Source organism: Streptomyces yaizuensis (genome assembly GCF_034961445.1).
Lineage (GTDB): Bacteria > Actinomycetota > Actinomycetes > Streptomycetales > Streptomycetaceae > Streptomyces > Streptomyces yaizuensis.
On sequence record NZ_BSBI01000009.1, the window covers coordinates 168,499 to 193,170 of the forward strand.

Annotated in this window: 16 protein-coding genes and 1 pseudogene; 6 read left to right on the forward strand and 11 right to left on the reverse strand. The window is 74.1% G+C overall.

Going from position 1 to position 24,672, the window contains the following annotated elements:
• Nucleotides 1-58: 58 nt before the first annotated feature.
• The 3 genes from SYYSPA8_RS21915 (at nucleotide 59) to SYYSPA8_RS21925 (ending at nucleotide 6,023) form a co-directional block, all read left to right on the forward strand.
• Nucleotides 59-1,171 carry an aminoglycoside phosphotransferase family protein gene (locus SYYSPA8_RS21915; RefSeq protein ID WP_323448962.1) on the forward strand — a complete coding sequence of 371 codons (1,113 nt, stop codon included), beginning with the start codon at nucleotides 59-61 and terminating at the stop codon, nucleotides 1,169-1,171.
• Between the two features lie 439 nt (nucleotides 1,172-1,610).
• The gene (locus tag SYYSPA8_RS21920) at nucleotides 1,611-3,638 is read left to right on the forward strand and encodes an N-acetylmuramoyl-L-alanine amidase (protein WP_323448963.1); all 2,028 of its coding nucleotides are present in this window, start codon (nucleotides 1,611-1,613) and stop codon (nucleotides 3,636-3,638) included.
• Nucleotides 3,639-3,794: 156 nt separating this feature from the next.
• Nucleotides 3,795-6,023, forward strand: a complete 2,229-nt coding sequence (locus tag SYYSPA8_RS21925) for a terpene synthase family protein (RefSeq protein ID WP_323449118.1) — start codon at nucleotides 3,795-3,797, stop codon at nucleotides 6,021-6,023.
• A gap of 55 nt (nucleotides 6,024-6,078) precedes the next feature.
• On the opposite strand, the gene SYYSPA8_RS21930 is transcribed toward SYYSPA8_RS21925, so the two are convergent.
• The 5 genes from SYYSPA8_RS21930 to SYYSPA8_RS21950 all read right to left on the reverse strand — a co-directional run bounded on the left by SYYSPA8_RS21930 (nucleotide 6,079) and on the right by SYYSPA8_RS21950 (nucleotide 10,960).
• Nucleotides 6,079-6,579, reverse strand: coding sequence for a hypothetical protein (locus SYYSPA8_RS21930; RefSeq protein ID WP_323448964.1), 501 nt, complete (start codon nucleotides 6,577-6,579; stop codon nucleotides 6,079-6,081).
• Nucleotides 6,580-6,790: 211 nt separating this feature from the next.
• Nucleotides 6,791-7,957, reverse strand: a complete 1,167-nt coding sequence (locus SYYSPA8_RS21935; RefSeq protein WP_323448965.1) for a thiolase domain-containing protein — start codon at nucleotides 7,955-7,957, stop codon at nucleotides 6,791-6,793.
• Nucleotides 7,947-9,047, reverse strand: coding sequence for a thiolase domain-containing protein (locus SYYSPA8_RS21940; protein WP_323448966.1), 1,101 nt, complete (start codon nucleotides 9,045-9,047; stop codon nucleotides 7,947-7,949). The genes SYYSPA8_RS21935 and SYYSPA8_RS21940 overlap by 11 nt, the downstream gene beginning before the upstream one ends.
• The gene (locus SYYSPA8_RS21945; RefSeq protein WP_323448967.1) at nucleotides 9,044-10,036 is read right to left on the reverse strand and encodes a Zn-ribbon domain-containing OB-fold protein; all 993 of its coding nucleotides are present in this window, start codon (nucleotides 10,034-10,036) and stop codon (nucleotides 9,044-9,046) included. The genes SYYSPA8_RS21940 and SYYSPA8_RS21945 overlap by 4 nt, the downstream gene beginning before the upstream one ends.
• A gap of 15 nt (nucleotides 10,037-10,051) precedes the next feature.
• The gene (locus SYYSPA8_RS21950) at nucleotides 10,052-10,960 is read right to left on the reverse strand and encodes a crotonase/enoyl-CoA hydratase family protein (protein WP_323448968.1); all 909 of its coding nucleotides are present in this window, start codon (nucleotides 10,958-10,960) and stop codon (nucleotides 10,052-10,054) included.
• Nucleotides 10,961-11,138: 178 nt separating this feature from the next.
• Here SYYSPA8_RS21950 and SYYSPA8_RS21955 point away from each other — a divergent pair, with 178 nt between their 5' ends.
• Entirely contained in the window at nucleotides 11,139-12,764 is a 1,626-nt protein-coding gene (locus SYYSPA8_RS21955; protein WP_323448969.1) for an acyl-CoA synthetase, read from the forward strand.
• A gap of 212 nt (nucleotides 12,765-12,976) precedes the next feature.
• Here SYYSPA8_RS21955 and SYYSPA8_RS21960 read toward each other — a convergent pair whose 3' ends face one another.
• Nucleotides 12,977-14,302 carry an alpha/beta fold hydrolase gene (locus SYYSPA8_RS21960; RefSeq protein WP_323448970.1) on the reverse strand — a complete coding sequence of 442 codons (1,326 nt, stop codon included), beginning with the start codon at nucleotides 14,300-14,302 and terminating at the stop codon, nucleotides 12,977-12,979.
• Nucleotides 14,303-14,470: 168 nt separating this feature from the next.
• Between SYYSPA8_RS21960 and SYYSPA8_RS21965 the strand changes: the two genes are divergently transcribed.
• Nucleotides 14,471-15,733: a hypothetical protein gene (locus tag SYYSPA8_RS21965; protein WP_323448971.1), complete on the forward strand. Its 1,263-nt coding sequence runs from the start codon at nucleotides 14,471-14,473 to the stop codon at nucleotides 15,731-15,733.
• An 83-nt stretch (nucleotides 15,734-15,816) separates the two neighbouring features.
• Here SYYSPA8_RS21965 and SYYSPA8_RS21970 read toward each other — a convergent pair whose 3' ends face one another.
• From SYYSPA8_RS21970 to SYYSPA8_RS21980, 3 genes and pseudogenes are all read right to left on the reverse strand, one after another.
• Entirely contained in the window at nucleotides 15,817-16,908 is a 1,092-nt protein-coding gene (locus SYYSPA8_RS21970; protein WP_323448972.1) for a calcium:proton antiporter, read from the reverse strand.
• A 71-nt stretch (nucleotides 16,909-16,979) separates the two neighbouring features.
• A complete protein-coding gene (locus SYYSPA8_RS21975) occupies nucleotides 16,980-18,530 on the reverse strand; it encodes an acyl-CoA synthetase (RefSeq protein ID WP_323448973.1) in 1,551 nt (516 codons plus the stop codon).
• 74 nt (nucleotides 18,531-18,604) lie between these two features.
• Nucleotides 18,605-19,699, reverse strand: a pseudogene (locus tag SYYSPA8_RS21980) (nitronate monooxygenase); the annotation flags it as partial.
• A 181-nt stretch (nucleotides 19,700-19,880) separates the two neighbouring features.
• Between SYYSPA8_RS21980 and SYYSPA8_RS21985 the strand changes: the two are divergent.
• A complete protein-coding gene (locus tag SYYSPA8_RS21985) occupies nucleotides 19,881-21,770 on the forward strand; it encodes a serine hydrolase (RefSeq protein WP_323448974.1) in 1,890 nt (629 codons plus the stop codon).
• 347 nt (nucleotides 21,771-22,117) lie between these two features.
• Here SYYSPA8_RS21985 and SYYSPA8_RS21990 read toward each other — a convergent pair whose 3' ends face one another.
• Entirely contained in the window at nucleotides 22,118-22,879 is a 762-nt protein-coding gene (locus SYYSPA8_RS21990) for a PIG-L deacetylase family protein (RefSeq protein WP_323448975.1), read from the reverse strand.
• Nucleotides 22,880-22,988: 109 nt separating this feature from the next.
• Nucleotides 22,989-24,590 (reverse strand): phytoene desaturase family protein, encoded by a 1,602-nt coding sequence (locus tag SYYSPA8_RS21995; protein WP_323448976.1) that lies wholly within the window; start codon nucleotides 24,588-24,590, stop codon nucleotides 22,989-22,991.
• Nucleotides 24,591-24,672: the final 82 nt, after the last annotated feature.

Here is a 24,672-nt window from a genome sequence, read left to right on the forward strand (position 1 = left end):
CCGCCGGGGCGGGGTGGCGCACGACATCCGTCGGCGCACGAAGGGATCTGTCACCCCCATGTACACAGCATCGTCCTCCGTGTCCGCCCCGTACCGGCCACGGCGGCCGGGCGCGGCCGGTGCCGGTCCGTACGCGGACCCGGTGGGCGCCGTCCGGGCGCGCAGGGCGGCCCCGGCCGCCGGAGCGCCACTCACCGGGAGAATCGACCTGTCGGGCGCGCAGGGCGCCCAGTTGCGCATGGCGGTCGCCTCGGTGCACCGGATCTGCCCGGAGTTCCATCCGGTGCAGGTGCTGCGGCGCAGCGGGCGTTCCGTACTGATCGTCGGGACCACGGGACGGAACACGGCGGTCGCCAAGTGCCTGCTGGACCGCTCGTCGGTGTGGGTGGAGCGGTTCCGCCACGAAATAGCGGTCTACCGGACCTTCGTCCGGCACCGTCCGCCGGTCCGGGTGCCGCGGCTGATCGCGGCCGACCCCGAGAACTGCACGCTGGTGATCGAGCGGATGCCCGGCCGGCCCGCCGGGCTGTCCCGGCATCCCGCGGAGGCGCCGCCGCGCGCGGACGCGGCCGCGGTGCTCACGGCGGTCACCCGGCTCAACCAGTGGCGGCCGCCGGCGGAGTTGTTCGACCGGCCGCTGGACTACGCCTCGCGGATCACGCGCTACCACGAGCTGGGACTGTTCACCGACCGTGATCTCGGGGATCTCCAGAAGCTGCTGCACGGACTCGCCCAGTCGGGCGGGCGGCAGGGGATCGGCCAGTTCTGCCACGGGGACGCCCTGCTCTCCAACGTGCTGCTGTCGCCGGCGGGCCCGGTGCTGGTCGACTGGGAGCACGCGGGGTGGTACCTGCCCGGATACGACCTGGCCACCCTCTGGTCGGTGCTCGGGGACGCCCCGGCGGCGCGCCGGCGGGTCAGCCAGGCGGCGCAACTGGCCGGGCCGGACGCGCGGGACGCCTTCCTGGTGAATCTGATGCTGGTGCTGACCCGGGAGATCCGTACGTACGAGACGGCCGTGCAGCGCACGATGCGGGAGGCCGCGCCGTCGGCGCCGCTGTCGGCGAGCGGTCTGTCGGCCGGTGAGGAGCAGCGGCTGCTGCTGCGGCGGCTGCACGACGACTGCGCCCTGGCCCGGCGGGCGGTGCGGGCGGCGGTCGGCACCCGCTGAGCTTCCGGCGGAAGGGAGAGCCCGCCGCGCGTCCGGACCGGTTCGTCCCGGGCGCGCGGCGGGCTGTCGTCTGCGTCTGTGCCGTTGTGCGGACGGTGAGGTGGTGCGGTCGGTGAGGTGGTGCGGACGGTGCTGTGGTGCCGGTCCTGCGGACGTCGGTCCACCGGCCCGGCCGGTCGTATCGATACGTTCCTGTGTTCGAGACGACACTCGACCGGGTTGTCGGGGTGAACACGGCTCGGTGGCGCGGGATATGAGAATCGGCCGAAAGACGCGGTCCGGGGGTGGTGACCCGGCATGTCGCGATTGACGGGCGGGGTCCCCGGCGGATATGCGTGGTGGTCCCTGCGGGGTGTCCTGCGGCCGGTCCGTGTTCCTCGCCCCTCCAGAGGTCTCGGCCGGGTGGGTCCCGCGTCCCGTCCGCCCCAGGAGGTCCGACGTGACCGAGCCCGTTCCCGTACCGCCACCGGCCCGGCCGGGGCGCCGCGCGCGCAGGGCGGGGGTCGCGGTGGCGGCCGCCGCGCTGCTGCTGCCGCTGCTGTCCGCCGGTCCCGGCTCCGCCACGGCCGGTGCTCCGCCGACGCCGGGGGCTCCGGGGGCTCCGGGGTCGCTGGACGCGGCGTTCACGGCGGCCGCCGCCGAGTACCGGGTGCCCCGTGAGGTGCTGCTCGGAGTCTCGTACCTCCAGTCGCGGTGGGACTGGCACGGCGGCGCGCCGAGTGTGGCCGGTGGCTACGGTCCGATGCATCTGACCGATCTGCGGGCGGCGCTGGACGGGTCGGGCACCGGTCACGCGGGGCACGGCGCCGGGGAGGACCGGCGCGGGGATCCGTCCCGGCCGCTGCCGTCGTCGGCGGGGGCATCGGCGGCGGCGGCCGCCGTCGCGGCGGGCGGGGTGCCCGCCCGGCTGCGGACGCTGGAGCGGGCGGCGGAGGTCTCGGGCATCGGCGCGGACCGGCTGCGGAGCGAGCCGGCCGCCAATGTCCGGGGCGGGGCGGCGCTGCTGGCCGACGCGCAGCGGCGGCTGGGCCGGGCGGCCGACGCCCCGGTGTCCGGCTGGTACGGCGCGGTGGCGCTGTTCCCGGCGGCCGAGGACGCGGCAGCGGCGCGGGCCTGGGCCGACGACGTCTTCTCGGTGATCCGTTCCGGCATGGCGCGCACCACGGACAGCGGGGCGCGGATCACGCTGGCGGCGGACCGTTCGGCGGTGCCGTCCGCCGGGCAGCGTTCCCTGCCGGGGCTGCGGGAGCCGCGCGCCGCGGGGGCCCAGCGGCCCCAGTGCCCCGGGACGGTGTCCTGCGAGTGGCTGCCGGCGCCGTACCAGGAGCTGCCGGGTGGCGGGTACGGCAATCACGACCTGGCGGACCGGCCGCGTTCGCAGCGGGTGCGGTACATCGTCGTCCATGACACGGAGGCCACCTGGGAGACCACGCTGCGGCTGGTGCGGAACCCGGCGTATGTGTCGTGGCAGTACAGCCTGCGGGCGTCGGACGGGCACATCGCGCAGCACGTTCCGTTGAAGGACGTGGCCTGGCACGCGGGGAACTGGTTCGTCAACGCGCACTCGATCGGTCTGGAGCACGAGGGTTTTCTGGCGGACCCGGACGCCTGGTACACGGAGGCGATGTACCGGTCGTCGGCGCGGCTGGTGCGGCATCTGGCGAAGCGGTACGGGATTCCGCTGGACCGGCAGCACATCATCGGGCACGACAATGTGCCGGGGACGACGGCGGCGACGATCCGGGGCATGCACACGGATCCGGGTCCGTACTGGGACTGGGACCACTACTTCACGCTGCTGGGCAAGCCGTTCCGGGCGACGGCGGGGCCCCGGGCCTCCGTGGTGACGATCCGGCCCGACTACGCGTCCCACCAGCCGGTGTACACGGGGTGCCGCAAGCCGGGCGAGGTGTGCGCGCCGCACGGGTCGGGTGCGGTGCGGCTGCACACCGGGCCGTCCCCGGACGCCCCGCTGGTGCGGGACGTGGGGCTGCGGCCCGGTGGTGAGGAGTCGACGACCCAGGTGAACGACACGGGAGCGCGGGCGTCGACGGGGCAGCGGTTCGCGGTGGCGGAGCGCCGGGGCGCGTGGACGGCGATCTGGTACCTGGGGCAGAAGGCGTGGTTCCACAACCCTCCGGGGCGGCCGGTGGCGGTGGGGTCGCGGGGGTTGCTGGTGACGGCGGCGCCGGGGCGGCCGGATGTGCCGGTGTACGGGCGGGCCTATCCGGAGCCTGCGGACTATCCGGCGGACGTGCCGGTGCAGCAGTTGGCTCCGTACCCGTACTCCCTGGTGGCGGGTCAGCGGTATGTGGTGGGCGATCTGGTGCGGGGCGAGTATCTGTTCGCCAAGACGTTCGATCCGTCGGGTCATCGGGTGGTGCGCGGTTCGGAGTGGTACTACCAGATCCAGTTCGGCCACCGGGTGGCCTTCGTGAAGGCGTCCGATGTGCGGCCGGTGCGCTGAGGCCGGTGCGGTGAGAAACGTGGGCCGCTGAACCGATCAACAGCCGCCCATTCATAAGCTTGTATGACTATCTCGGTGTCCGCGTGGGCCATCCGGGCGACGGGTAGAGCTGTGGCCATCAACCCGTTCAGCCCTGCCCGGAAGGCCCCGTACGCCATGTCCCAGCCCTTCACCCTGCCCGATTTCTATGTGCCGTATCCGGCACGGCTCAATCCGCACGTCGAGACGGCACGTGCCCATACCCGGGAGTGGGCGCGCGGCATGGGCATGCTGGAGGGGTCCGGGATCTGGGACGAGCGCGATCTCGACGCGCACGACTACGCCCTCCTCTGCGGCTACACCCACCCCGACTGCGACGCCGACGCGCTGAATCTGGTCACCGACTGGTACACCTGGGTCTTCTTCTTCGACGACCACTTCCTGGAGCTGTTCAAGCGGACCCAGGACCGGGTGGGTGGAAAAACGTATCTGGACCGGCTGCCCGCCTTCATGCCCGCTGACCCCGCCACCCCGGTCCCGGAGCCACAGAACCCGGTGGAGGCGGGGCTCGCCGACCTCTGGGCGCGTACGGTGCCGGCCATGTCGCCGCAGTGGCGGGTCCGGTTCACCGAGGCGACGCTCAATCTGCTCAACGAGTCGCTGTGGGAACTGGCCAACATCAACGAGGGGCGGATCGCCAACCCCGTCGAGTACATCGAGATGCGCCGCAAGGTGGGCGGTGCGCCCTGGTCGGCGCACCTGGTCGAGTACGCGGTGGGGGCGGAGGTGCCCGATCCGGTCGCCGGGGCCCGGCCGCTGCGGGTGCTCAGGGACACCTTCGCCGACGCGATCCACCTCCGCAACGACCTCTTCTCCTACCAGCGCGAGGTGGAGGACGAGGGCGAGCTGAGCAACGGCGTCCTGGTGCTGGAGACCTTCCTCGGCTGCTCCACGCAGGAGGCCGCCGACGCCGTCAACGACCTGCTGACATCACGGCTCCAGCAGTTCGAGAACACCGCCCTCACCGAGGTGCCCGCGCTCTGTCTGGAGCGGGGGCTTCCGCCCGCCGACACCGCGGCGATCGGGCTCTATGTGAAGGGGCTCCAGGACTGGCAGTCCGGCGGCCACGAGTGGCACCTGCGCTCCAGCCGCTATATGAACGAGGGGCTGGTCGGGGCCCCGGGGGCGGCCCGTGGCCCCGGACTGCCCGGCGGGGTGGCCGGACTGCCCGGCGGGGTGCTCGGGACGTCCGCGATGGACATCCACACCTTCTTCGGCCGGCCGGCGGCGCAGCGGCTGCGCACCCTCACCCATGTGCCCCACCGGCGGGTCGGGCCGTCCCAGGTGCCCGGTATCGACCTGCCGTTCCCGCTGGAGATGAGCCCCCACTACGAGGACGCGGCGGAGAAGGTGGTCGACTGGATGCACCGGATGGGGCTGCTGGCGGACCTGTGGGACGAACCGCTGCTGCGGCGCTTCGACTTCGCGCTCGCCGCGGCCGGGGTCGACCCCGACGCCACCCCCGAGGAACTGGAGCTGAGCGCCGAATGGTTCTCCTGGGGGACGTACGCCGACGACTACTACCCCGTGGTCTTCGGCCGGCGGCGTGATCTCGCGGGGGCCCGGCACTGCCATGAACGGCTGCTGGCCTGCATGCCCGTCGCCGAACCCGCCCTGGGCGCGGCCGCGGCGGCCTCCCCGCTCGAACGCGGCCTGGCCGATCTGTGGGCCCGTACCGCCGGCCCCATGGGCATGGACGCAAGGCGCAGGCTGGCCACCACGGTCGCGGCGATGCTGGAGAGCTGGCTGTGGGAGCTGGGGAACCAGGCCCAGCACCGGATCCCGGACCCCGTCGACTATCTGGAGATGCGGCGGGACACCTTCGGCGGCGACTTCACCATGCTGCTGTCCCGGCTGCGGCACGAGGCGGGGATCCCCCAGGAGGTCCTGACCGGCGGCACGATCCGGAGCCTGGAGCTCGCCGCCCAGGACTACTGCTGCCTGACCAACGACCTCGTCTCGTACCAGAAGGAGATCGAGGTCGAGGGCGAGATCCACAACGCGGTGCTGGTGGTGGAGACCTTCTTCGGCTGCGACTACCCCGCCGCCGTCGGCATCGTCCACGATCTGATGCGCGGCCGGCTGCGGCAGTTCCTGCACGTCAAGGAGCACGAACTGCCGCTGTTGTACGAGGACTTCGCCCTGACCCAGGAGCAGCGGGCCGCCGTGGAGCGGTATGTGCGGGAGATGGAGGACTGGCAGACCGGCGTCGTGAACTGGCACCTGAATACCCGGCGGTACGGGGAAGGCGACCTGGCGCACGGGGCGGGCAGCCCGCTTCTGACCCGGGCGACCGGTCTCGGCATGTCGGCCGTGCGGCTCGCCGGCACCCTCGCCCGACGCTGACGGGGAGCGAGAGGGGGCGTGTTCCGGACGGCTCCGGGCACGCCCCGCGGGTCGGTCAGCCCTGCTGGAACAGCTCGGCGGGCAGCGGCTTGAGCAGCGCGTAGAGATCGTCCGTGATGGGGCGGTCCCAGCTGGCGATGGTGACGAGGACATCGTCGCTGCGGTCGAACTGGACGCACGAGATCCGGCCCTCGGAGAGCTTCAGCCGGCGCACGATCAGCAGATTGTCGCCCTGCATCACGGGCACGTCCTCGACGCCGGTGACCTCGACGTCCTCCTCGTTCTCCAGGGCCAGGAGGAGCTGGGAGACCTCGAAGGGCACCTGCCCGTCGGCCAGCTCGCGCGCGGGCGAGCCCTGGGGCAGATTTCCGATGATCATCGCGGGGCCGCGGCCGCCGAAGAGGTCGTACCGCAGGAAGACGCCCTGACAGGTGCCGTCGGGCGCGGGCAGCAGCCCGGCGCCGAGATTGCCGGGCCAGTCCCCCGGGTCCATGGCCAGGACGTCGAAGTCCGGGCCAGCGGGTGTGGGAGCGCTGCGGCGGCGGAGGAAGGACATACCGCCATGGTACGTGGCCGGGGACATCCGGCCGACCGGGGGCCGGGTGCGCGGCGGGCCCGGCCGACCCCCTCGGACAGGCCGGTCCCGGCCACGCGGGACCGGCGTTCCGGGAGCGTGGCGCGGGGGGCGTGGCCCGGGGGGCGTGGCACACGGGACGGGACACAGGGGACGGGGGCGGTGGCCGGGCCGACCCGGGGTGGCCGCCCCGTCAGCCCGGGGGTGGCTCGGTGCCCACCAGCCACATGGCGAAGAACTGCGAGCCGCCGCCGTAGGCGTGTCCGAGGGCCCGGCGGGCGCCGTCGATCTGGTGGGCGCCCGCCCGGCCGCGCACCTGGAGCGCGGCCTCGGCGAAGCGGATCATCCCGGAGGCGCCGATGGGGTTGGCGGACAGCACTCCCCCGGACGGGTTGACGGGCAGCTCGCCGCCGATCCCGGTGACGCCCGCCGCGACCAGCTTCCAGCCCTCGCCCTCCGCCGCGAAGCCCAGGTTCTCCAGCCACATCGGCTCGTACCAGGAGAAGGGGACGTAGATCTCGGCGACGTCGATCTCCCGGCGCGGGTCGGTGATCCCGGCCCGTCGGTAGACCTCGGCCGCGCAGTCCCGGCCGGCCCGGGGCGAGACGAAGTCCTTGCCCGCGAAGAGCGTGGGTTCGCTGCGCATCGCCCCGCCGTGCAGCCAGGCGGGCGGATGGGGCGCGCGGCGGGCGCCCGCCCGGTCGGTGAGGACCATGGCACAGGCCCCGTCGGAGGAGGGGCAGGTGTCGGAGTAGCGGATGGGGTCCCACAGCATCGGGGAGGAGCGGACCTTCTCCAGGGTGATGTCGTGTTCGTGGAGATGGGCGTACGGGTTGAGGAGCGCGTTGCGGCGGTCCTTGTAGGCGACGAGGGAGCCGGTGCCAGCGGGGGCGCCGCTGCGGCGGATGTAGGCGCGGACGTGGGGGGCGAAGAAGCCGCCCGCGCCCGCGAGCAGCGGCTGCTGGAAGGGGACGGGCAGCGAGAGCCCCCACATGGCGTTGGACTCGGACTGTTTCTCGAAGGCGACGGTGAGGACGGTGCCGTGCACGCGGGCGGCCACGAGCTGGGCGGCGACCAGGGCGGTGGAGCCGCCCACGGAGCCGGCGGTGTGCACGCGGAGCATCGGTTTGCCGACGGCGCCCAGCGCGTCGGCGAGATACAGCTCGGGCATCATCACGCCCTCGAAGAAGTCGGGGGCCTTGCCGATGACGACGGCGTCGACGCCGTCCCAGTCGAGACCGGCGTCGTCCAGGGCGCGGCGGGCGGCCTCGCGGACGAGTCCGGCGATGGAGACGTCGTGCCGGGCGGCGGTGTGCCGGGTCTGGCCGATGCCGACGACGGCGACGGGTTCACCGGCCATGGGAGGCTCCTTCCGCCGCCGGCACCGCGGCCTGTCCTTCGGTGCTTTCGAGGACGGCCACCAGGTTCTGCTGGAGGCAGGGCCCCGAGGTGGCGTGGGCGAGCGCGCGGTCGGACGCGCCCCGGTGGATGCGGGCGGCGGCCTCACCGATCCGGATGAGGCCGGCGGCCATCATCGGATGGGCGGCGAGGGCCCCGCCGGACGGGTTGACGCGGACGCCGGGGCCGAGGCGGAGGGCCCGGCGCAGCACCACTTCCTGGGAGGTGAAGGGGGCGTGGAGTTCGGCGGTGTCGACGGGCCGGTCGAAGGCTCCGGCGTGCTCGGCGGCGAGCCGGGTGGAGGGCGATGCGGTGAGGTCGCGGACGCCGAGGCCGTGGGGTTCGATCCGGTGGTCCATGCCCCGGATCCAGGCGGGCCGGTCGCACAGCTCGCGGGCGCGCTCCCCGGCGGCGATGATCACGGCGGCCGCTCCGTCGCCGATGGGCGCGCAGTCGCCGGTGCGCAGCGGCCGTACGACGTATCCGCCCTGGGGTACGGCTCCCTTGAGCTGGGCGTGCGGATGGCCGGTGGCGTCGGCGCGGCTGCGGGCGGCGATGGCGGCGAGCGCGCTCTCGTCGGTGGCGCCGCTGTCGATGAGGGCCTGGGCCTGGAGGGCGGCGAGCGCGATCGGGTCGGGCCAGAGCGGGGCGGTGTAGTAGGGGTCGAGCTGCCGGGTGAGCACATCGCGCAGCGAGCCGGGGGACGACTTGCCGTACGCGTAGACGAGCGCGGTGTCGGTCTCGCCGGTGAGCAGCTTCACCCAGGCCTCGTACAGGGCCCAGGCGCCGTCCATCTCCACATGGGACTCGGGGATGGGGGGCCAGGCGCCGACGGCGTCGAGGGCGTGGGTGAAGGAGAAGGCGCGGCCCGCGAGGTAGTCCGAGGAGCCGGAGCAGGTGAAGCCGATGTCGCCGGTGCGCAGCCCGGTGCGGTCGAGGACCCGGTGGATGACCGGCATCACCATCTCCACCTCGGAGAGGTCGTCGCTGCGGGGCCGGTGGTCGCTCTGGGCGAAGGCGACGACCGCCACGTCCCGCGCGGGGTGGGTCACAGCAGCTCCTTGTAGGTGTCGTAGGCGGCGTCGGGTTCGCCGGTGGGGCGGTAGTGGTCGGGGTGGCGGACGCCGGGGAGCCAGACGGGTTCGACGCGCAGGCCCATGCGGACCTCGTCGTACGGAATGCCCGCGATCCGGCCGTGGAGGGGGAGGTCGGCGCCGTCGAGGGCGATGTGGGCGTAGACGTAGGGCACCTCGATGTCGAGGTTGCGCGCCTTGATGTTGACCACGCAGAAGGTGGTGACGGTGCCCCGGGGGCCGGTCTCGACCTCTTCGGTGGTGGCGACGCCGCAGGTGGGGCAGGCGCCCCGGGGCGGGACGTACACCTTGCGGCAGGAGGGGCAGCGTTCGCCGGTGATCCGCCGCTCGGCGAGGGCGTGGAGGTGGGCGCTCTGGGCGCGGCCGGGGGTGTGGGTGTAGTCGAGGCGGGCGGGGGTGACGATGCCGGTGACGGGGTCGGGGAAGACGCCGTCGTGGGGGGCGGCGGACGCGGTGGCGGGTTCGGCCCCGGGTTCGGCCCCGGATGCGGTCTCGGATGCGGTCTCGGATGCGGTCTCGGGTTCGAAGCAGGCGATGTCCGTGATGGCGCCGGTGCGTTCGGCCGCCCAGCGGATCCTGACCCGCAGTCCGGTGCGGACCGCGCCGGGCCCGGGGGCGTCGAGGGCGTGCAGCAGCGCGGTGCCGGCCCCGTCGAGCCGGACCAGGACCCAGGCGAAGGGGGTGCGCAGCGGCTGGCCGGGGCGGGGCGCGGGGTTCCAGGCCCAGGTGGTGACGGTGCCGGTGGCGCCGACGCGGACCAGGTCGCCGATCTCCTCGGCGGTTTCGGGGTCGTACTCCACGGGGGGTACGAGGATCCTGCCGCCGCGGGTGCGGACCCCCAGGACGACGCGTTCGCGCAGCCCGGTGAGGAAGGCGCGCTGGACGGGCGAGAGCGAGCGGGTGAAGGGGAACTCCACCACGACGGGGGCGCGCAGGGGTTCGGGCATACGGGGCTCCCTGGGTCAGAGGCGCCGGTAGACGGGGTCACGCTTCTCGGCGAAGGCGCGGGCGCCTTCGCGGGCGTCCTCGGTGTCGAAGATGGGACGGCCGCGTTCCAGTTCGGCGGCGAGCCCTTCGGCCTCGGTCAGGACGGCGCTCTCGTACACCGACGCCTTGACCGCCTCGACGGCGAGCGGGCCGCAGGCGTTGATCCGTTCCGCGAGGGACAGGGCGCGGTCCAGGGCGGTGCCGTCGGGGACGACATGGCCGACGAGGCCGATCCGCAGGGCCTCGGCGGCGGTGTAGGGGCGGCCGGTGAGCAGCATTTCCAGGGCGTGGGTGTGCGGGATCTGCCGGGGGAGGCGGACGGTGGAGCCGCCGATGGGGAAGAGGCCGCGCCGGACCTCGTACAGGCCGAAGACGGCGCTCTCGCCGGCGATCCGGATGTCGGTGCCCTGGAGGATCTCGGTGCCGCCGGCGACACAGGGGCCCTCGACGGCGGCGAGGAGCGGTTTGCGGGGCCGGTAGTGGCGGAGCATGGCCTTCCAGTGGAGGTCGGGGTCGGCCCGCATCCGGTCGCGGTGCCGCTCCCCCGCCATGGTGCCGCCACCGCCGGCGAGGGCCTTGAGGTCCATGCCGGAGCAGAAGGCGCCGCCCGCGCCGGTGAGGACGATGGAGCGGACGCCGGCGTCGGCGTCGGCTTCCAGCCAGGCGTCGTGGAGGCCGACGAGCATGGCGAGGGAGAGGGCGTTGCGGGCCTGTGGCCGGTCGAGGGTGACGACCAGGGTGGCGGCTTCGCGGTGGACGGTGAGGTGTTCGGTGCCCCCGCCGCCTCCGGTGCCGCTACCGGTGCCGGTGGGCGGTGCGGGGTGGGGCGGTGCGGGGTGCGGCTGTGACGGCTGTGTCGGCTGCTGTCCTGGAGTGTGCTGCATGTGCGGCCTCCCGTCGCCGGATCGAGAACAGGTTGCAGGAGGGCCGGTTCCAGTTCAATAGATTTCTGACAGTCAGTCAGTTTTCTTCTCCGCTCCCCCTTCCCAGCCGGGTGCCCGGGCGCTCTAATGACGGCCGGGCCCCGGTGCCTGCCGGGGCACGCCGGGTCAGGAGGAGCGGGTGGACTACAACCTTGCGGACCTGTTCGAGTCGGTCGTGGACGCGGTGCCGGAGCGCGAGGCGCTGGTCTGCCTGGACCTCCCGGGGACGGGGGCCGAGCGCCGGCTGACCTACGCGGAGCTGGACGCGGCCGCCAACCGGGTCGCCCACCATCTGACCGGCGCCGGATTCCGGCCGGGCGAGCATGTGGGCCTGCACCTCTACAACGGAGTGGCCTACCTCCAGACGCTCTTCGGCTGCCTCAAGGCCCGGCTGGTGCCGGTCAACGTCAACTACCGCTATGTCGAGGACGAACTGGTCCATCTCTATCGCGACGCCGAGCTGACGGCGCTGGTCTTCGACGCCGATTTCACCGCACGGGTCGCGGGGGCGCTGCCGCGCACGGAGCGGCTGCGCCATCTGTTACGGGTCGGGACGCCGCCCGCCCACGCCCCCCGGCTGGACGCCGTGGACCTCGCCGAGGCGGAGGCGGGCGCGCCGTCCGGGCGCGGGTTCGGCCCCCGGTCGGGCGACGATCTGTTCATCATCTACACCGGCGGCACCACGGGGCTGCCGAAGGGGGTGATGTGGCGCCAGGAGGACCTGTTCTTCGCCGGGCTGGGCGGCGGGGACCCGACGGGCACACCGGTCGCCTCCCCCGGGGAGCTGGCGGAACGGGTCGCGGCGGGCGGCGCCGGGCTCACCTTCTTCCCCGCCGCCCCGCTGATGCACGGCACCGCCACCCTCACCTCGCTCATCGCCTTCCACTACGGGCAGCGGCTGGTGCTGCACCGCTCGTTCTCGCCCCTGGACGTGCTGCGGACGGTCGCGCGGGAACGGGTCAGCGCGGTGTCGCTGGTCGGCGACGCGATGCTGCGTCCGCTGGTCGACGCGTTGCGCGGGCCGCTCGCGGGCACCGATCTGTCGGCGCTGTTCACCGTGTCGTCCTCCGGCGCGATCCTCTCCGAGACGGTGCGCGCGGACTTCGCCGAGCTGGCGCCGAAGGTGCTGCTGATCAACAACTTCGGGTCGTCCGAGTCCGGTTTCAACGGCACGGCGACCGCAGACACGGCCCCGGAGAAGGGGTTCCGGATCCATGTCAACGAGCGGACGGCGGTGGTGGATCCCGGGACCCTGGAGCCGGTCCCGCCGGGCGTGCCGGGCCGGATCGCCCAGCGCGGCCATGTGCCGCTCGGCTACTGGCGGGACGAGGAGAAGACGGCGGAGACCTTCTTCGAGCGGGACGGGGAGCGCTGGGTGCTGCTCGGGGACATGGCGACGGTGGACGCGGACGGTGTGGTGACCGTGCTCGGGCGGGGCTCGCAGTGCGTCAACACCGGGGGCGAGAAGGTGTATCCGGAGGAGGTCGAGCAGGCGCTCAAGGCCCATCCGGACGTGTACGACGCCCTGGTGACGGGGGTGCCCGACGCCGTGTGGGGGCAGCGGGTCGCGGCCGTGGTGCAGCCGCGCGCGGGCGCGCGGGCGCCCGGCCTCGAGGAGATCCAGAACCACTGCCGGGCCCGGCTCGCCGGGTACAAGATCCCCCGGCAGCTGGTCGTCACGGCGGAGATCCGGCGGTCGCCGAGCGGCAAGGCGGACTATCGCTGGGCGCAGGCGGTGGCAGCACAGGCGACGGGGCCCGCCTGACCGGGCGCGGGGGCCCGGGGTCCGGTCTCTGGTCCCGGTCCCGGTCCCGGTGTCCGGTGTGCCGGGGCATCGGGCACGGCCCGGCCCCGGCTTACTGGGCGGCGGGCCTGCCGCCCGGTATGCCGGGTGCCTCCGAGTACCGCCGGGTCGCACCCGGGCCGGGGCCGGTCCGGTTCCGGTTCAGTCGTGTCGGGCCGGGGCCGGGGCCGGGGCTAGATGCCGAACGCCCGGAGCACGGCCAGGAACGCGTCCGGGCTGTTCTCGTGCGGCGCCGGCCCGCCGTCCACACCGATCAGGCGCGCGTCGGGAACCAGGGCGGCCATCCGGGCCAGCCCGTCGGGGCCACCGGGGTGCCCGTCCACCGGCCCGCCGCCGATGACGAGGGTACGGGCCTCGATCGCGGCCAGCCGGCCGCCCCACGCGGGGTCGGGGTCGTTCAGCTCAGCGTCGATCCGGACGATCATCTCCCAGTCGTAGTCCAGCGCGGTGCCGTCCACGCGGCGGGCGGGCGGCCGGGGTCTCGCGGGCGGGAACGGCGAGGTGGGCTCCGCGACCACCAGCCGGTCCACCAGTTCGGGTTCCTCGGCGGCCAGCAGCAGGGCGGCGAGTCCGCCCGTGGCGTGCCCGACGATGTCGACGCTGTCCAGGCCCAGCCCCCGGATGAAGCCGCTCAGCTCGTTGCGGAAGCGGTGGAAGCCGTAGTCGCCGGGCCAGTCGCTCAGCCCGTGGCCGCCGAAGTCGGGCGCGTACACCCGGCGGGTCGCGGCGAGACGTTCCGCCACGGCCGACCAGACGGCGCCGCTCGTGCCCCGGCCGTGGGCGAGGACGACCGGAGGGGCCCCGTGGGCGCCCCAGGTGCGGTAGGCGAGCCGGACCCCGTCGGTTTCGATCTCACGGATGTCGGGGGCGAGGAAGGCCCGTACGGAGCGGACGAATCCGCCGGGGTCGTCGAGCCAGGGGTGGTGCCCGTCGGAGCGGCCGGCGTAGGGGAAGAGGGGGGCGAGATCGGCCGCGCGGACCGGGCGGGGGCCGCCGTCCCGGGCCGCTGTCAGCACCAGGACGGGGGCCTCCAGGGCGGCGAGGACGGCCCGGGAGGGCGCCGGGTCGAAGCCGTCGATGTGCCAGATCACCCCGCCCTGTTCCGGCTTGGCGTCGTCGTCGCCGGGGCGGGCGCCCGGCGCGATCAGGGTGAGGGAGCGGACCCGCTCCGGGTGCCGGGCGGCGTAGAGGGTGGCCAGGTTCCCGGAGACCGAATGGGCCAGCAGATGGACCCGGTCCAGTCCGAGGTGCTCGCGCAGGGCCTCGATGTCGTCGGTCTGCCGGTCCCAGCGGGAGGTCTGTGGATCGGCCGGTTCCGCCGAGCCTCCCGTGCCGCGCAGATCGAGCAGGACGAGCCGGTGGTGGGCGTCGAGACCGCCGAGCGTGCCGTAGTAGGCGGCGGCCCGGACGGGCCCTCCCGACAGACAGATCAGCGGCTCCCCGGCTCCCTTCAGGTGGTAGGCGAGTTCCGTACCGTCGTACGCGGTGAACTTCGGCATGCACCGATCGTTGCCCGCCCGGGGCGCCTGGGCAATGGTGCCGGGCCGTCCGGCGCGTCGGGGAGCTGGCCGGCGGGGTGCCGTCCGCCGCCCCTGCCCTGGGGATTCACCGGTACGGCGGTACGCGCCGCGCCCCTGGCGGGCGGTGTCGTGTCCTAGGGTCGCGCCATGACGACGGACACGGACCCGGTCACGGTGAGCACGGTCGGCGCGCTGCTGAAGGCCGTCGACGCGGTGGTGGGCGAAGGCCCGGCCGTCGTCGGCGTCGAGGGGCGGCTGACGGGCGTCCCCGGTTTCACCCTGCCGCCGGGGGCCGCGCTGGTCGGCGCCGGGCCGGGCGCGGCCCTGGTCTTCGACGGCGGGGACGGACTGCGGCTCTCCCGGGACAACCGGGTGGCCGAGCTGCGGCTGGAGACCGCGCCCGCCGCCCGCGCGATCCACAACGACACCTCCGTCGACGGTCTGGGGACGCTGGAGCTGGAGCAGGTCTCCACCCTGGGACGGGTCGAACTGCTCGCCCGGGACGCTATCGGATCCGGCCATGTCCGGATCGACGGCCTGGACATCGAGGCGGCGGACGCCCGGGAGGCCACCCCGCGCCCTCGGGGGTTCAACGTCGAGGTGCTCCAGGGGGCGTTCACCCTCTACAACCAGCAGCCGGACCCGGACACGTTGATCACCTGCGATCTGGTGGGGATCGGCGTGGGCCGGGAGGGCGCCCCCGTACGCGGCGGCGGGATCTTCGTCTCGGGCACGGTGGACGGGGGCCGGGTGGAGGGCCGGCGGCTGCACACGGAGACCGTCCACAGCGACGGGGGCATTCCGGCGGGGACCCCCGGGCGGATCACGGGTGGGGTCTTCGTCGTGTACGCGGCGATCCGGGAGGTCGTCAACGAGGGCCCGGTGACCACCTACGGCGTCAACGACATGGTGCTCGACCTGTGGGGCGAGGTGGAGAGCTGGACGGCGCGCGGGCCCGTCACCTCGCACGGCCCCAGCGGCATCGGGTTCGTCAGCTTCGGGGTGATCCGGCGGTTGACGGTGGCCGCGCCGATCGAGACCTTCGGCGTCGGCGCGCGGGGCTTCAACATCTACGACGGGACCGTGGACACGGCCGAGTTCGACCGGATCGTCACCCATGCGGACGCGGCGGTGGGCATCCAGATCAGCAAGCCGTTCGGAACGCTGACGGTGCACCGGGGCATCGAGACCCACGGCGGGGTCGGCGAGAGTCTGGTGAAGGGGGAGCTGATGCGTCTCGCGGCCAGTGCGCTCAGCCTCAAGGAGGGGTCGCGGGCGCTGCGGATCCGCATCGACGGCGGGATCACGGTACGGGGCGCGGGGGTGCCGGCCGTGGAGATCCTGGGCTCCGTCGACGTCCTGGACATCAGCGGGCCGGTGCGGGCGCTGGGCGGTACGCAGGAGGAGTGAGCGCCGGCCCGGGGGGCGCGGCGGGCGCGTACTCAGGGGCTGCGCGTGCTCAAGGGCTGCGCCTGCTCGGGAGCTGCGCCTGCTCAGGGGCTGAAGGAGAGGAAGACGAAGGCCGTGAAGAGGGCGAGGTGCACCCCGCCCTGGAGCAGGGTCGCCCGGCCCGGCACCACGGTCAACGCGCTGACCAGGCCCGTCAGCGCGAGCAGGACCATATGGGTGGCGTCCTCCCCGAGGATCAGCGGCCCCGGCAGCCACACAGAGGCCAGGGCGATCGACGGGATCGTCAGCCCGATGCTCGCGATGGCGGAGCCATAGGCCAGATTGAGACTGGTCTGAAAACGGTTGCGGCGGGCCGCGCGGACGGCGGCGAGGGTCTCGGGCAGCAGGACCAGCAGGGCGATCACCACGCCGACGACGGCCGTGGGCAGCCCGGCCGCGTCCACGCCGCTCTCGATGGCCGGGGAGACCAGTTTGGCGTTGCCCACCACCGCGACCAGGGCCACCAGCAGGAGCCCCACGCTCCACCAGGTCTCCCGGTCGCTCGGCGGCGGGGCGTGCTCGTCGGGGCCGCACTCGCTGCCGTCGGGGTGCACCGGCAGGAAGTAGTCCCGGTGCCGGACCGTCTGGACGCCGACGAACAGCGCGTACAGGGCGAGGGAGGCGATGGCCGCGAACGCGAGCTGGCCGCCGGTGAACTCCTTGCCCGCGTGACCGGTGGTGAAGGTGGGCAGCACCAGCGTCATCGTGGCGAGGGTGCAGACGGTGGCGAGGGCGCCGCCGGAGCCTTCCGCGTTGAAGACGATGACCCGGTTGCGCAGGGCGCCCACGAGGAGGGAGATGCCCACGATGCCGTTGCAGGTGATCATGACGGCGGCGAAGACGGTGTCCCGGGCGTAGGTGGACGCCTTGTCGCCGCCGTCGGCCATCAGGGTGACGATCAGTCCGACCTCGATGATGGTGACGGCGACGGCCAGGACCAGGGAGCCGAAGGGTTCGCCGACGCGGTGGGCGACCACCTCGGCGTGGTGGACGGCGGCCAGGACGGCGCCGATCAGACAGAGCCCGACGATGACCAACGCGAAACCGGGCAGCTCACGGCCCCAGGCGCCCACGAGCGCGACGACGGCGAGCAGCGGTACCCAGGTCGTCCACTGTCGTGCCGTGGCGGTCGTCATGCGACCACGCTGGCAGCCCGGCGCCCGGGACGCGCGGGCTGTTGGGCCAACGGGGTCGGGCCGCCCGGGGGTCAGAGGGGGCGGTCGTGCCCCTCCCAGTACGGGTCGCGCAGGGTGCGTTTGTAGAGCTTGCCGTTGGGGTCGCGGGGCAGGGCGGTGGTGAAGTCGACGGTTCTGGGGCGCTTGTACGGGGCGAGCAGCCGGGCGCAGTGAGCGAGGACGTCGGCGGCGAGGGCGGCGCCGGGCTCCGCGCCGTCCACCGGTTCGACCACGGCCTTGACCTCCTCGCCCCGGTCGGCGTGCGGGATGCCGAAGGCGGCGGCGTCCGCGACGGCGGGGTGGGCCAGCAGCGCGGCCTCGATCTCGGCGGGGTAGATGTTCACCCCGCCGGAAATGATGAGGTCTATCTTCCGGTCGCGCAGGAAGAGATAGCCGTCCTCGTCGAGGAGGCCGAGGTCGCCGACGGTGAAGAGGTCGCCGATACGGCTCCGGTCGGTCTTGGCGTCGTCCCTGTGGTAGCGGAAACCGCCGGTGGACATCCGCAGGTAGACGGTGCCCACGGTGCCCGGGGGCAGCCGTTCGCCGTCGTCGTCCAGGACGGCGATCTCGCTGATGGGCCAGGGGCGGCCCACCGTCCCGGGCCGCTCCAGCCATTCGGCGGCGGTGGCGAACGTGCCGCCGCCCTCGCTCGCGGCGTAGTACTCCTCGACGCACGGCCCCCACCAGTCGATCATGGCGCGTTTCACCTGGGCGGGGCAGGGCGCGGCGCCGTGGACGGCGTGCCGCATCGAGGTCACGTCGTACCGCTCCCGTACCTCCCGGGGCAGGGCGAGGAGCCGGTGGAACTGGGTGGGGACCATATGGGTGTGGGTGCAGCGGTGTTTCTCGATCAGCCGGAGCATTCCCTCGGGGGTCCACTTGTCCATGAGGACCAGGGGGTGGCCGATGTGCAGGGAGGCGGCGGCGAATTGGAGGACGGCCGTGTGGTAGAGCGGTGAGCAGACCAGGTGGACGTTGCCGTCGAAGGGGCGGATCCCGAAGAAGCCGAGGAAGCCGCCGAGGGGGGTTTCCTCGGGGGGCCGGCCGGGCAGGGGGCGGCGCACTCCGCGCGGCCGGCCGGTGGTGCCGGAGGTGTAGTTCATGACCCAGCCGAGGGTGCGGTCGGCGGGCGGGGTGCCGGGGCGGCCGTCGAGGAGTTCGCCGTACGGGCGGAAGCCCGGGGCGGCCCCGACGGCGTAGCGGTGGCTCGCGGGCAGGGCGGCCTCGTCGGCGGCGAGGGCAGCGGCGGCGGCGAACCGTTCGTGGGTGATGAGTGCCTTCGCCCCGGAGTCGGCGACGATCCAGGCGATCTCGGGTCCGACCAGATGGTGGTTGACGGGGACGAGGTAGAGGCCGGACTGGGCGGCGGCGAGGTGGGCGGTGAGGAGTTCGGCGCCGTTGGGGAGGACGACGGCGAGGGCGTCGCCCCGGCCGAGGCCCGCCGCGCGGAGCCCGTGGGTGAGCCGGTTGACGGCGGTGTGCAGCCGGCCGGCGCTCCAGCGTGCGCCGTCGGGGGCGACGAGGACGACGCGGTCGGGGTCGGCCGCCGCCTGGGCCCAGAAGCCGTTCGGGTGCCCGGTCATCGGCCGGCTCCGGTCGCGCCGCCGCCCGCGTTTGCCGGGCTTGCCGGGCTTGCCGTGGTGCCCGCGATGCCCGTGCCCGCGATGCGCGACAGCCGGCGTACGGCCCGGTCGAAGCCCCGGGTGAGGTCGTCCACGACGGCCCGCACACTCCGTTCGGTGGTCATGCTGCCGACGATCTGCCCGACGGGGGTGCCGAGGAGCGGGACCACCTCGTGCCGCTGGATCCGGGAGACGGCGTCGGCGACCAGCAGGCCCTGGAGCGGCATGGGCAGCGCGCCGGGCCCCGCCGGATCGTCCCACGCGTCGGTCCACCCGGTCCGCAGCTGGCGGGCGGGTTTGCCGGTGAGGGCACGGGAGCGGACGGTGTCGCCGGAGCCGGCGGCGAGCAGTTTCTCCGTCAGCGCCCGGGAGGGGAGCCGGGCCTCGGTGGTGGTGAGCCAGAGGGAGCCGAGCCAGACGCCCTGGGCGCCGAGGGCGAGCGCGGCGGCGATCTGTTCGCCGCTGCCGATGCCGCCGGCGGCGAGCACGGGCAGCGGATCGACGGCGGCGACGGCCTCGGGGGTGAGCACCATGGTGGCGATCTCGCCGGTGTGGCCGCCCGCCTCGTACCCCTGGGCGACGACGATGTCGATCCCGGCCTCGGCGTGGCGGCGGGCGTGGTGGGCGCTGCCGGCCAGGGCGGCGACCTTGACGCCCCGGTCGTGGGCGCGGGCCACGATGTCGGCGGGCGGCGGGCCGAGGGCGTTCGCGAGCAGCCGTACGGGGTGGTCGAAGGCGACGTCGAGCTGGGCGCGGGCGACCTGTTCCAGCCAGCCGGTGATCCGCCAGCCGGAGCGTTCCCCCTCGGGGAGCGGGGGGACGCCGTGCCGGTCGAGCAGGTCTTCCACGAAGCGGCGGTGCCCTTCGGGGATCATGGCCTCGACGTCGGCCTCGGTGACGCCTTCGACCGTGCGGGCGGGCATGACGACGTCGAGTCCGTACGGGTGGCCGCCGCTGAGTCTCTCCAGCAGGTCGAGATCGCGCCGGAGTTCGTCGGGGTCGGTGTAGCGGACGGCGCCGAGGACGCCGAAGCCGCCCGCGCGGCTGAGGGCGGCGGCGACCGCCGGGAAGGGCGTGAAGCCGAAGAGCGCGTGTTCGATCCCGAGTTCGTGGCTCAGCTCCGTCTCCATGGGGCGCAGGATGCCGCAGTGCGGTGGCCGAGGGAAGAGGCTTTCTGATGCAGCGTCAGTTTCCTTGCGGTACGGGCACGGAGCCCAGGTGGTTGACAGCCAGGGATGGGCGGAAGAAAGTTTCAGTTGCTGATCGATTTTGATTGAGATTCCAAAAAATACTTTCAGGAGTGATTGGCGGATGACCGAGGACGCCGAAGCGGCGGCAGGGGCCGGAAGCGGGAGCAGAGGGATCGGCCGGACGAGCGGGATCAGCGGAATCAGCCGACGGCGGCTGGGCGGCGGGGTCCTGGCGCTGGGGGGCGCGCTGGCCCTGGCGCCCGTACCGTTCGCGCAGGCGACGGGCGGCGGCTCCGGAGGAAGCCCATCCGGTGCAACGGGCGGCCAGGGAGGTGAACGGCGGCGGACCGTCCTGCGCCACGGCACCCCCGAGCGGGCGGGACTGCTCCCCGGCCCGCTGGAGCGGCTGGTCACCGACGCCGAGCGGTTCCTCGGCCCCTCCCCCACCCACCCCTGGTACGCGGGCGCGGTCCTCCTCGCCGGGCGCGGCGGGACCGTCGCCCTGCACCACCCGATCGGCTGGGCGATGCGCTACTCCGCGTACGACGAGACCACCGACACGGGCGTGGAACTGCCGCCCGGACAGCGGATCCCGATGACCCGGGAGACCGTGTTCGACCTCGCCTCCGTCTCCAAGCTCTTCACCGCGATCCTCGCCGTGCGCCGGATCGAGCGGGACGAACTGGAGCTGGAGGCCCCCGCCGCCCGCTATCTGCCCGAGTTCGGCGCGGCGGGCAAGGAGGGGATCACCGTACGGCAGCTGCTGACGCACACCTCCGGGCTGCGGGCCTGGATCCCCTTCCACCGGGAGCCCACCCAGGAGGGACGGCTGCGGATGCTGTGGGCGGAGGTCCCCGCGAAACCGCCGGGCAGCGCCTACCTCTACTCCGACCTCAATCTGATCGCGCTCCAGCTGATCCTGGAACGGATCAGCGGCCGCCCGCTGGACGCCCTGCTCCGGGACGAGATCACCGCTCCGCTGGGGATGCGCCGCACCCGGTTCAACCCACCCGCGTCCTGGAAGCCGTTCATCGCCGCCACCGAGGACTCCCGGCCGCCGTGGTCGGGCCTGGACCGGGGGCTGGTCCGGGGCGAGGTGCACGACGAGAACGCCCACGCGTTCGGCGGGGTGGCCGGGCACGCCGGGGTCTTCTCCTCCGCCTTCGACCTCGCCGTCCTCGCCCGGACCCTGCTCAACGGCGGGGCGTACGGCCGGGCCCGCATCCTGCGCCCCGAGTCCGTCGAGCTGATGCTCACCGACTTCAACACCGCCTTCCCCGGTGACGAGCACGGGCTCGGCTTCGAGCTGAACCAGCACTGGTTCATGGGCGCGCTGGCCACCCCGTACACGGCCGGGCACACCGGTTTCACCGGCACCAGCCTGGTCATCGACCCGACCACGGACACGTTCCTCGTCGTCCTCGGCAACTCCGTGCACCCGGTGCGGCGCTGGCGCTCGGGCAGCGCGCCCCGGGCCACCGCCGGCGGGCATCTGGCCCGCGCGATCCCCGTACGGCCCTTCCGCTCCCGTACCGCCTGGTTCTCCGGCACCGCGAGCAGCGGCGCGGGGACCCTCACCCTGCCGGTGCTGGCGGTCGGCGCCGCGCGGACGGAGCTGCGGTGCGCGCTGTGGTGGGACACCGAACCCGCCACCGAGTCGCTGACGCTGGAGGGCTCGCCCGACGGCGGCGCCACCTGGCGGCCGGTGCCCTTCACCACCGTCCCCGCCGAGGACGGTGGTGAAGGGCAGGGGCCGGCGGACCACGCCGACGGCTCGGTGACCGGCTGGTCCGGCCGCGTCTGGCACCGGCTGACGGCGGACCTCTCCGGCTGGCGGGCCACCGGGGTACGGCTGCGCTGGCGGTACGCCGCCGCCGGACCGGCCACCGGGCGGGGCGCCTACGTGGACACGATCCGGGTGACGGAGCCGGGGCGTACGGTCTTCGACGCGTCACGGCCCGGGGACGCCGCGCGGATCACGGCGGACGGCTGGGTCCCGTCCCGCGACTGAGCCGCGAACTCCGGGTGGAACCGGGGTACGGGGAAGGGGCGTCGTCGTGGTCGCGGGGGACGGCCGCCGGGGGCCGAGGCGGTACGGGAGCGGAAGGCCCGTACGGGGATCGCGCGGGCCGGATGCCTGCCGGCGGCGGCCCGGGGCGCGCCGTCCGAGCCCTGGGGCAGCGAGAACCGGCCACGGGCAGGGACCACTTCCTGTCGCTGCTGTGGCGCTGGATCGGCGCCTGCGAGCCGATGCCGTCGGCGGGTCTGCCGGACGGTGGGGGCGGTGCGGCGGGCCCGTGGGCCCGGTGGGGCGACTGGAACCGGTACGCCGTGAGCCGGTGCGGCGGATGGACCGGGTCAGACGGTCAGTTCCGTGGTCCGGGCCGCCCCGGCGGAACCCAGGGGGTGGCGGATGAACCACTCGGTGGAGAACAGTCGCGCCCGGTCCTCGGGCGGCAGGCCGGCGATCAGCCCCGGCAGGGCTCCCCGCTCCACCTCGCTGCGGTGGGCGAGCACGGCGGCGACTTTCGGCCCGAGCCAGGGGCCGACGTCGACGGCTGCGGTGATGTCCGCGTCCGGCACGCTGTACACCGCCTTGCGCACGCCGATGACGTCCCTCAGCGGCGGCATGGCCGCATGCGGATGGGTGGCGAAATAGAGGGCGCGCGGCCGCCAGGGGGCACCGGCCTCCGGGTGGAACCGGTCGAGCCCGGCGGCCTCGGTCGCGAGCACCGTCACCCGGTGGGTGTGCACGTGGTCCGGATGGCCGGGCAGCCCGCCGTAGGCGTCGTGAGTGATGACGATCTCCGGGCGGAACTCCCGGACATGGGCCACCAGCCGCCGTACCGACTCGTCCAGCGGCGCGTCGAGGAACCGCGCGCGGCCCGGGGCCGACGACGGTACGCGTGCGTCCGCGTAGCCGAGCATCCTGGGCGGGCCGGCGCCGAGGATCCGCAGCGCGTCGGCCAGTTCGGCGGCCCGCCCGGTGTCCGGGTGCCAGGTCGCCGTGACGACCCCGGTACGCGCGCCCGCCGCCGCGTGGCGGGCGAGCACCCCGCCCGCCGACAAGGATTCGTCGTCCGGGTGGGCGAAGACTCCGAGGAGGCTCGGTACGGGCATGGGAGGAACCGCCTTTCGTGAGGTCCGGCGTCATCCGTCGGCGCCTGTAGGTGTCCGTCGTCTCCCCGGTGCTGTGTCCACGGTGTCACGGTGCTCATGGGCAGGGCGCTCAGTGGCCCAGGGCCGCCATCGCCGCGTTGTGGCCGGGGATGCCGCTGACTCCGCCGCCGCGCACCGCGCCCGCGCCGCACAGGAGTACGGCCGGGTGCCGGGTCTCCACGCCCCAGCGGCCGGTCTCCTCGGTGGCGTACGGGAAGGAGAGGTCCCGGTGGAAGATGTGGCCGCCGGGCAGCCGCAGTTCGCGGGCGAGGTCGAGAGGGGTCCTGGCCTCGACGCAGGGCTCGCCCAGGGCGTCGGGCGCCAGGCAGTCCGCGATCGGCTCCGCGAGATGCCGGTCGAGTTCGGCGAGGGTGGCGGCGAGCAGCCGGGCGCGGGTCCCCTCGGGGTCGGCGGCGAAGAGCCGGGCCGGGGTGTGGAGGCCGAAGAGCGTCAGGGTCTGGTATCCGTCGGCGGCGGGCCCCGGGCCGAGGATGGACGGGTCGGTCAGCGTGTGGCAGTAGATCTCCGACGGAGGTGCGGACGGCAGCGAGCCGCCGGCCGCCTCCCGGTAGGCCGTCGCCAGCTGTTCGTACCCCTCGGAGACGTGGAAGGTGCCCGCGAACGCGTCGCGCGGGTCGACGGAGCGGTCCCGCAGCCGGGGCAGTCGCCGCAGCACCATGTTGACCTTGAACTGGGCGCCCTCGGGGGCGGCGGCGGGTGGCGGGGGTTCGTCGCCGAGCAGCGCGGCCAGCTCCGTCGGGGAGGCGTTGACGAGCACCTGGCGGGCGGCGACCGCGCCCTCGCCGTGGTCGGTGCGGTAGCCGACCTCGGCCCCGGTGCCCTCCGGGTGGATGTGCAGCGCCTCGTGCCGGGTCAGGATCTCGGCCCCGGCCGCCCGGGCGGCACCGGCGAGGGCGTCGGTGAGCGCGCCCATGCCGCCCACCGGCACGTTCCAGTCGCCGGTGCCGCCGCCGACGACGTGGTAGAGGAAGCAGCGGTTCTGGGCGAGTCCGGGGTCGTGGGCGTCGGCGAAGGTGCCGATCAGCGCGTCGGTGAGGACCACGCCCCGGACCAGGTCGCTGCGGAACCGCTCCTCGATCGCGACGCCGATGGGTTCCTCGAACAGGGCCCGCCAGGCCGTCTCGTCGTCGACGGCGGCCCGCAGCTCCTCCCGTCGGGGCAGCGGCCCGGTCAGCGTCGGGAAGACCCGGGCGGCGACCCTGCCGGTGAGCGCCTGGAACTCCCGCCAGGCCGCGTACTCCCGCTCGCCGCCGGTCGTCCGGGCGAACGACGCCCGGGTGCCGTCGCCGCCCACGAGGAGTCCGCCGGTGCCGGACGGGGTGTACGAGGAGATCCGCCGGCGGCGGGTCGTGAAGGAGAGGCCGAGGTCGCGCACGATCTTCTGCGGCAGCAGGGACACGAGGTAGGAGTAGCGCGACAGCCGGGCGTCGACCCCGGCGAAGGGGCGGGCGGAGACGGCGGCGCCGCCGGTGGCCGCGGACCGTTCCAGGACCAGGACCGTCCGGCCGGCGCGGGCCAGATAGGCGGCGGCGACCAGACCGTTGTGGCCGCCGCCGACGATGACGGCGTCGTACGAGGCATGCGCGGGCGAGGCGTGCGCGGACGAGTCGGGTACGGACGAGGCGTGCGCGGGCGAGTCGGGTACGGGCATGGCGTCACCCTAGGACCGGTCCCCCGGTCCCGGCAGGGCGTCGGCGCGGTTCGTCCTCCGACACTGTCCCGAACTGTCCGGA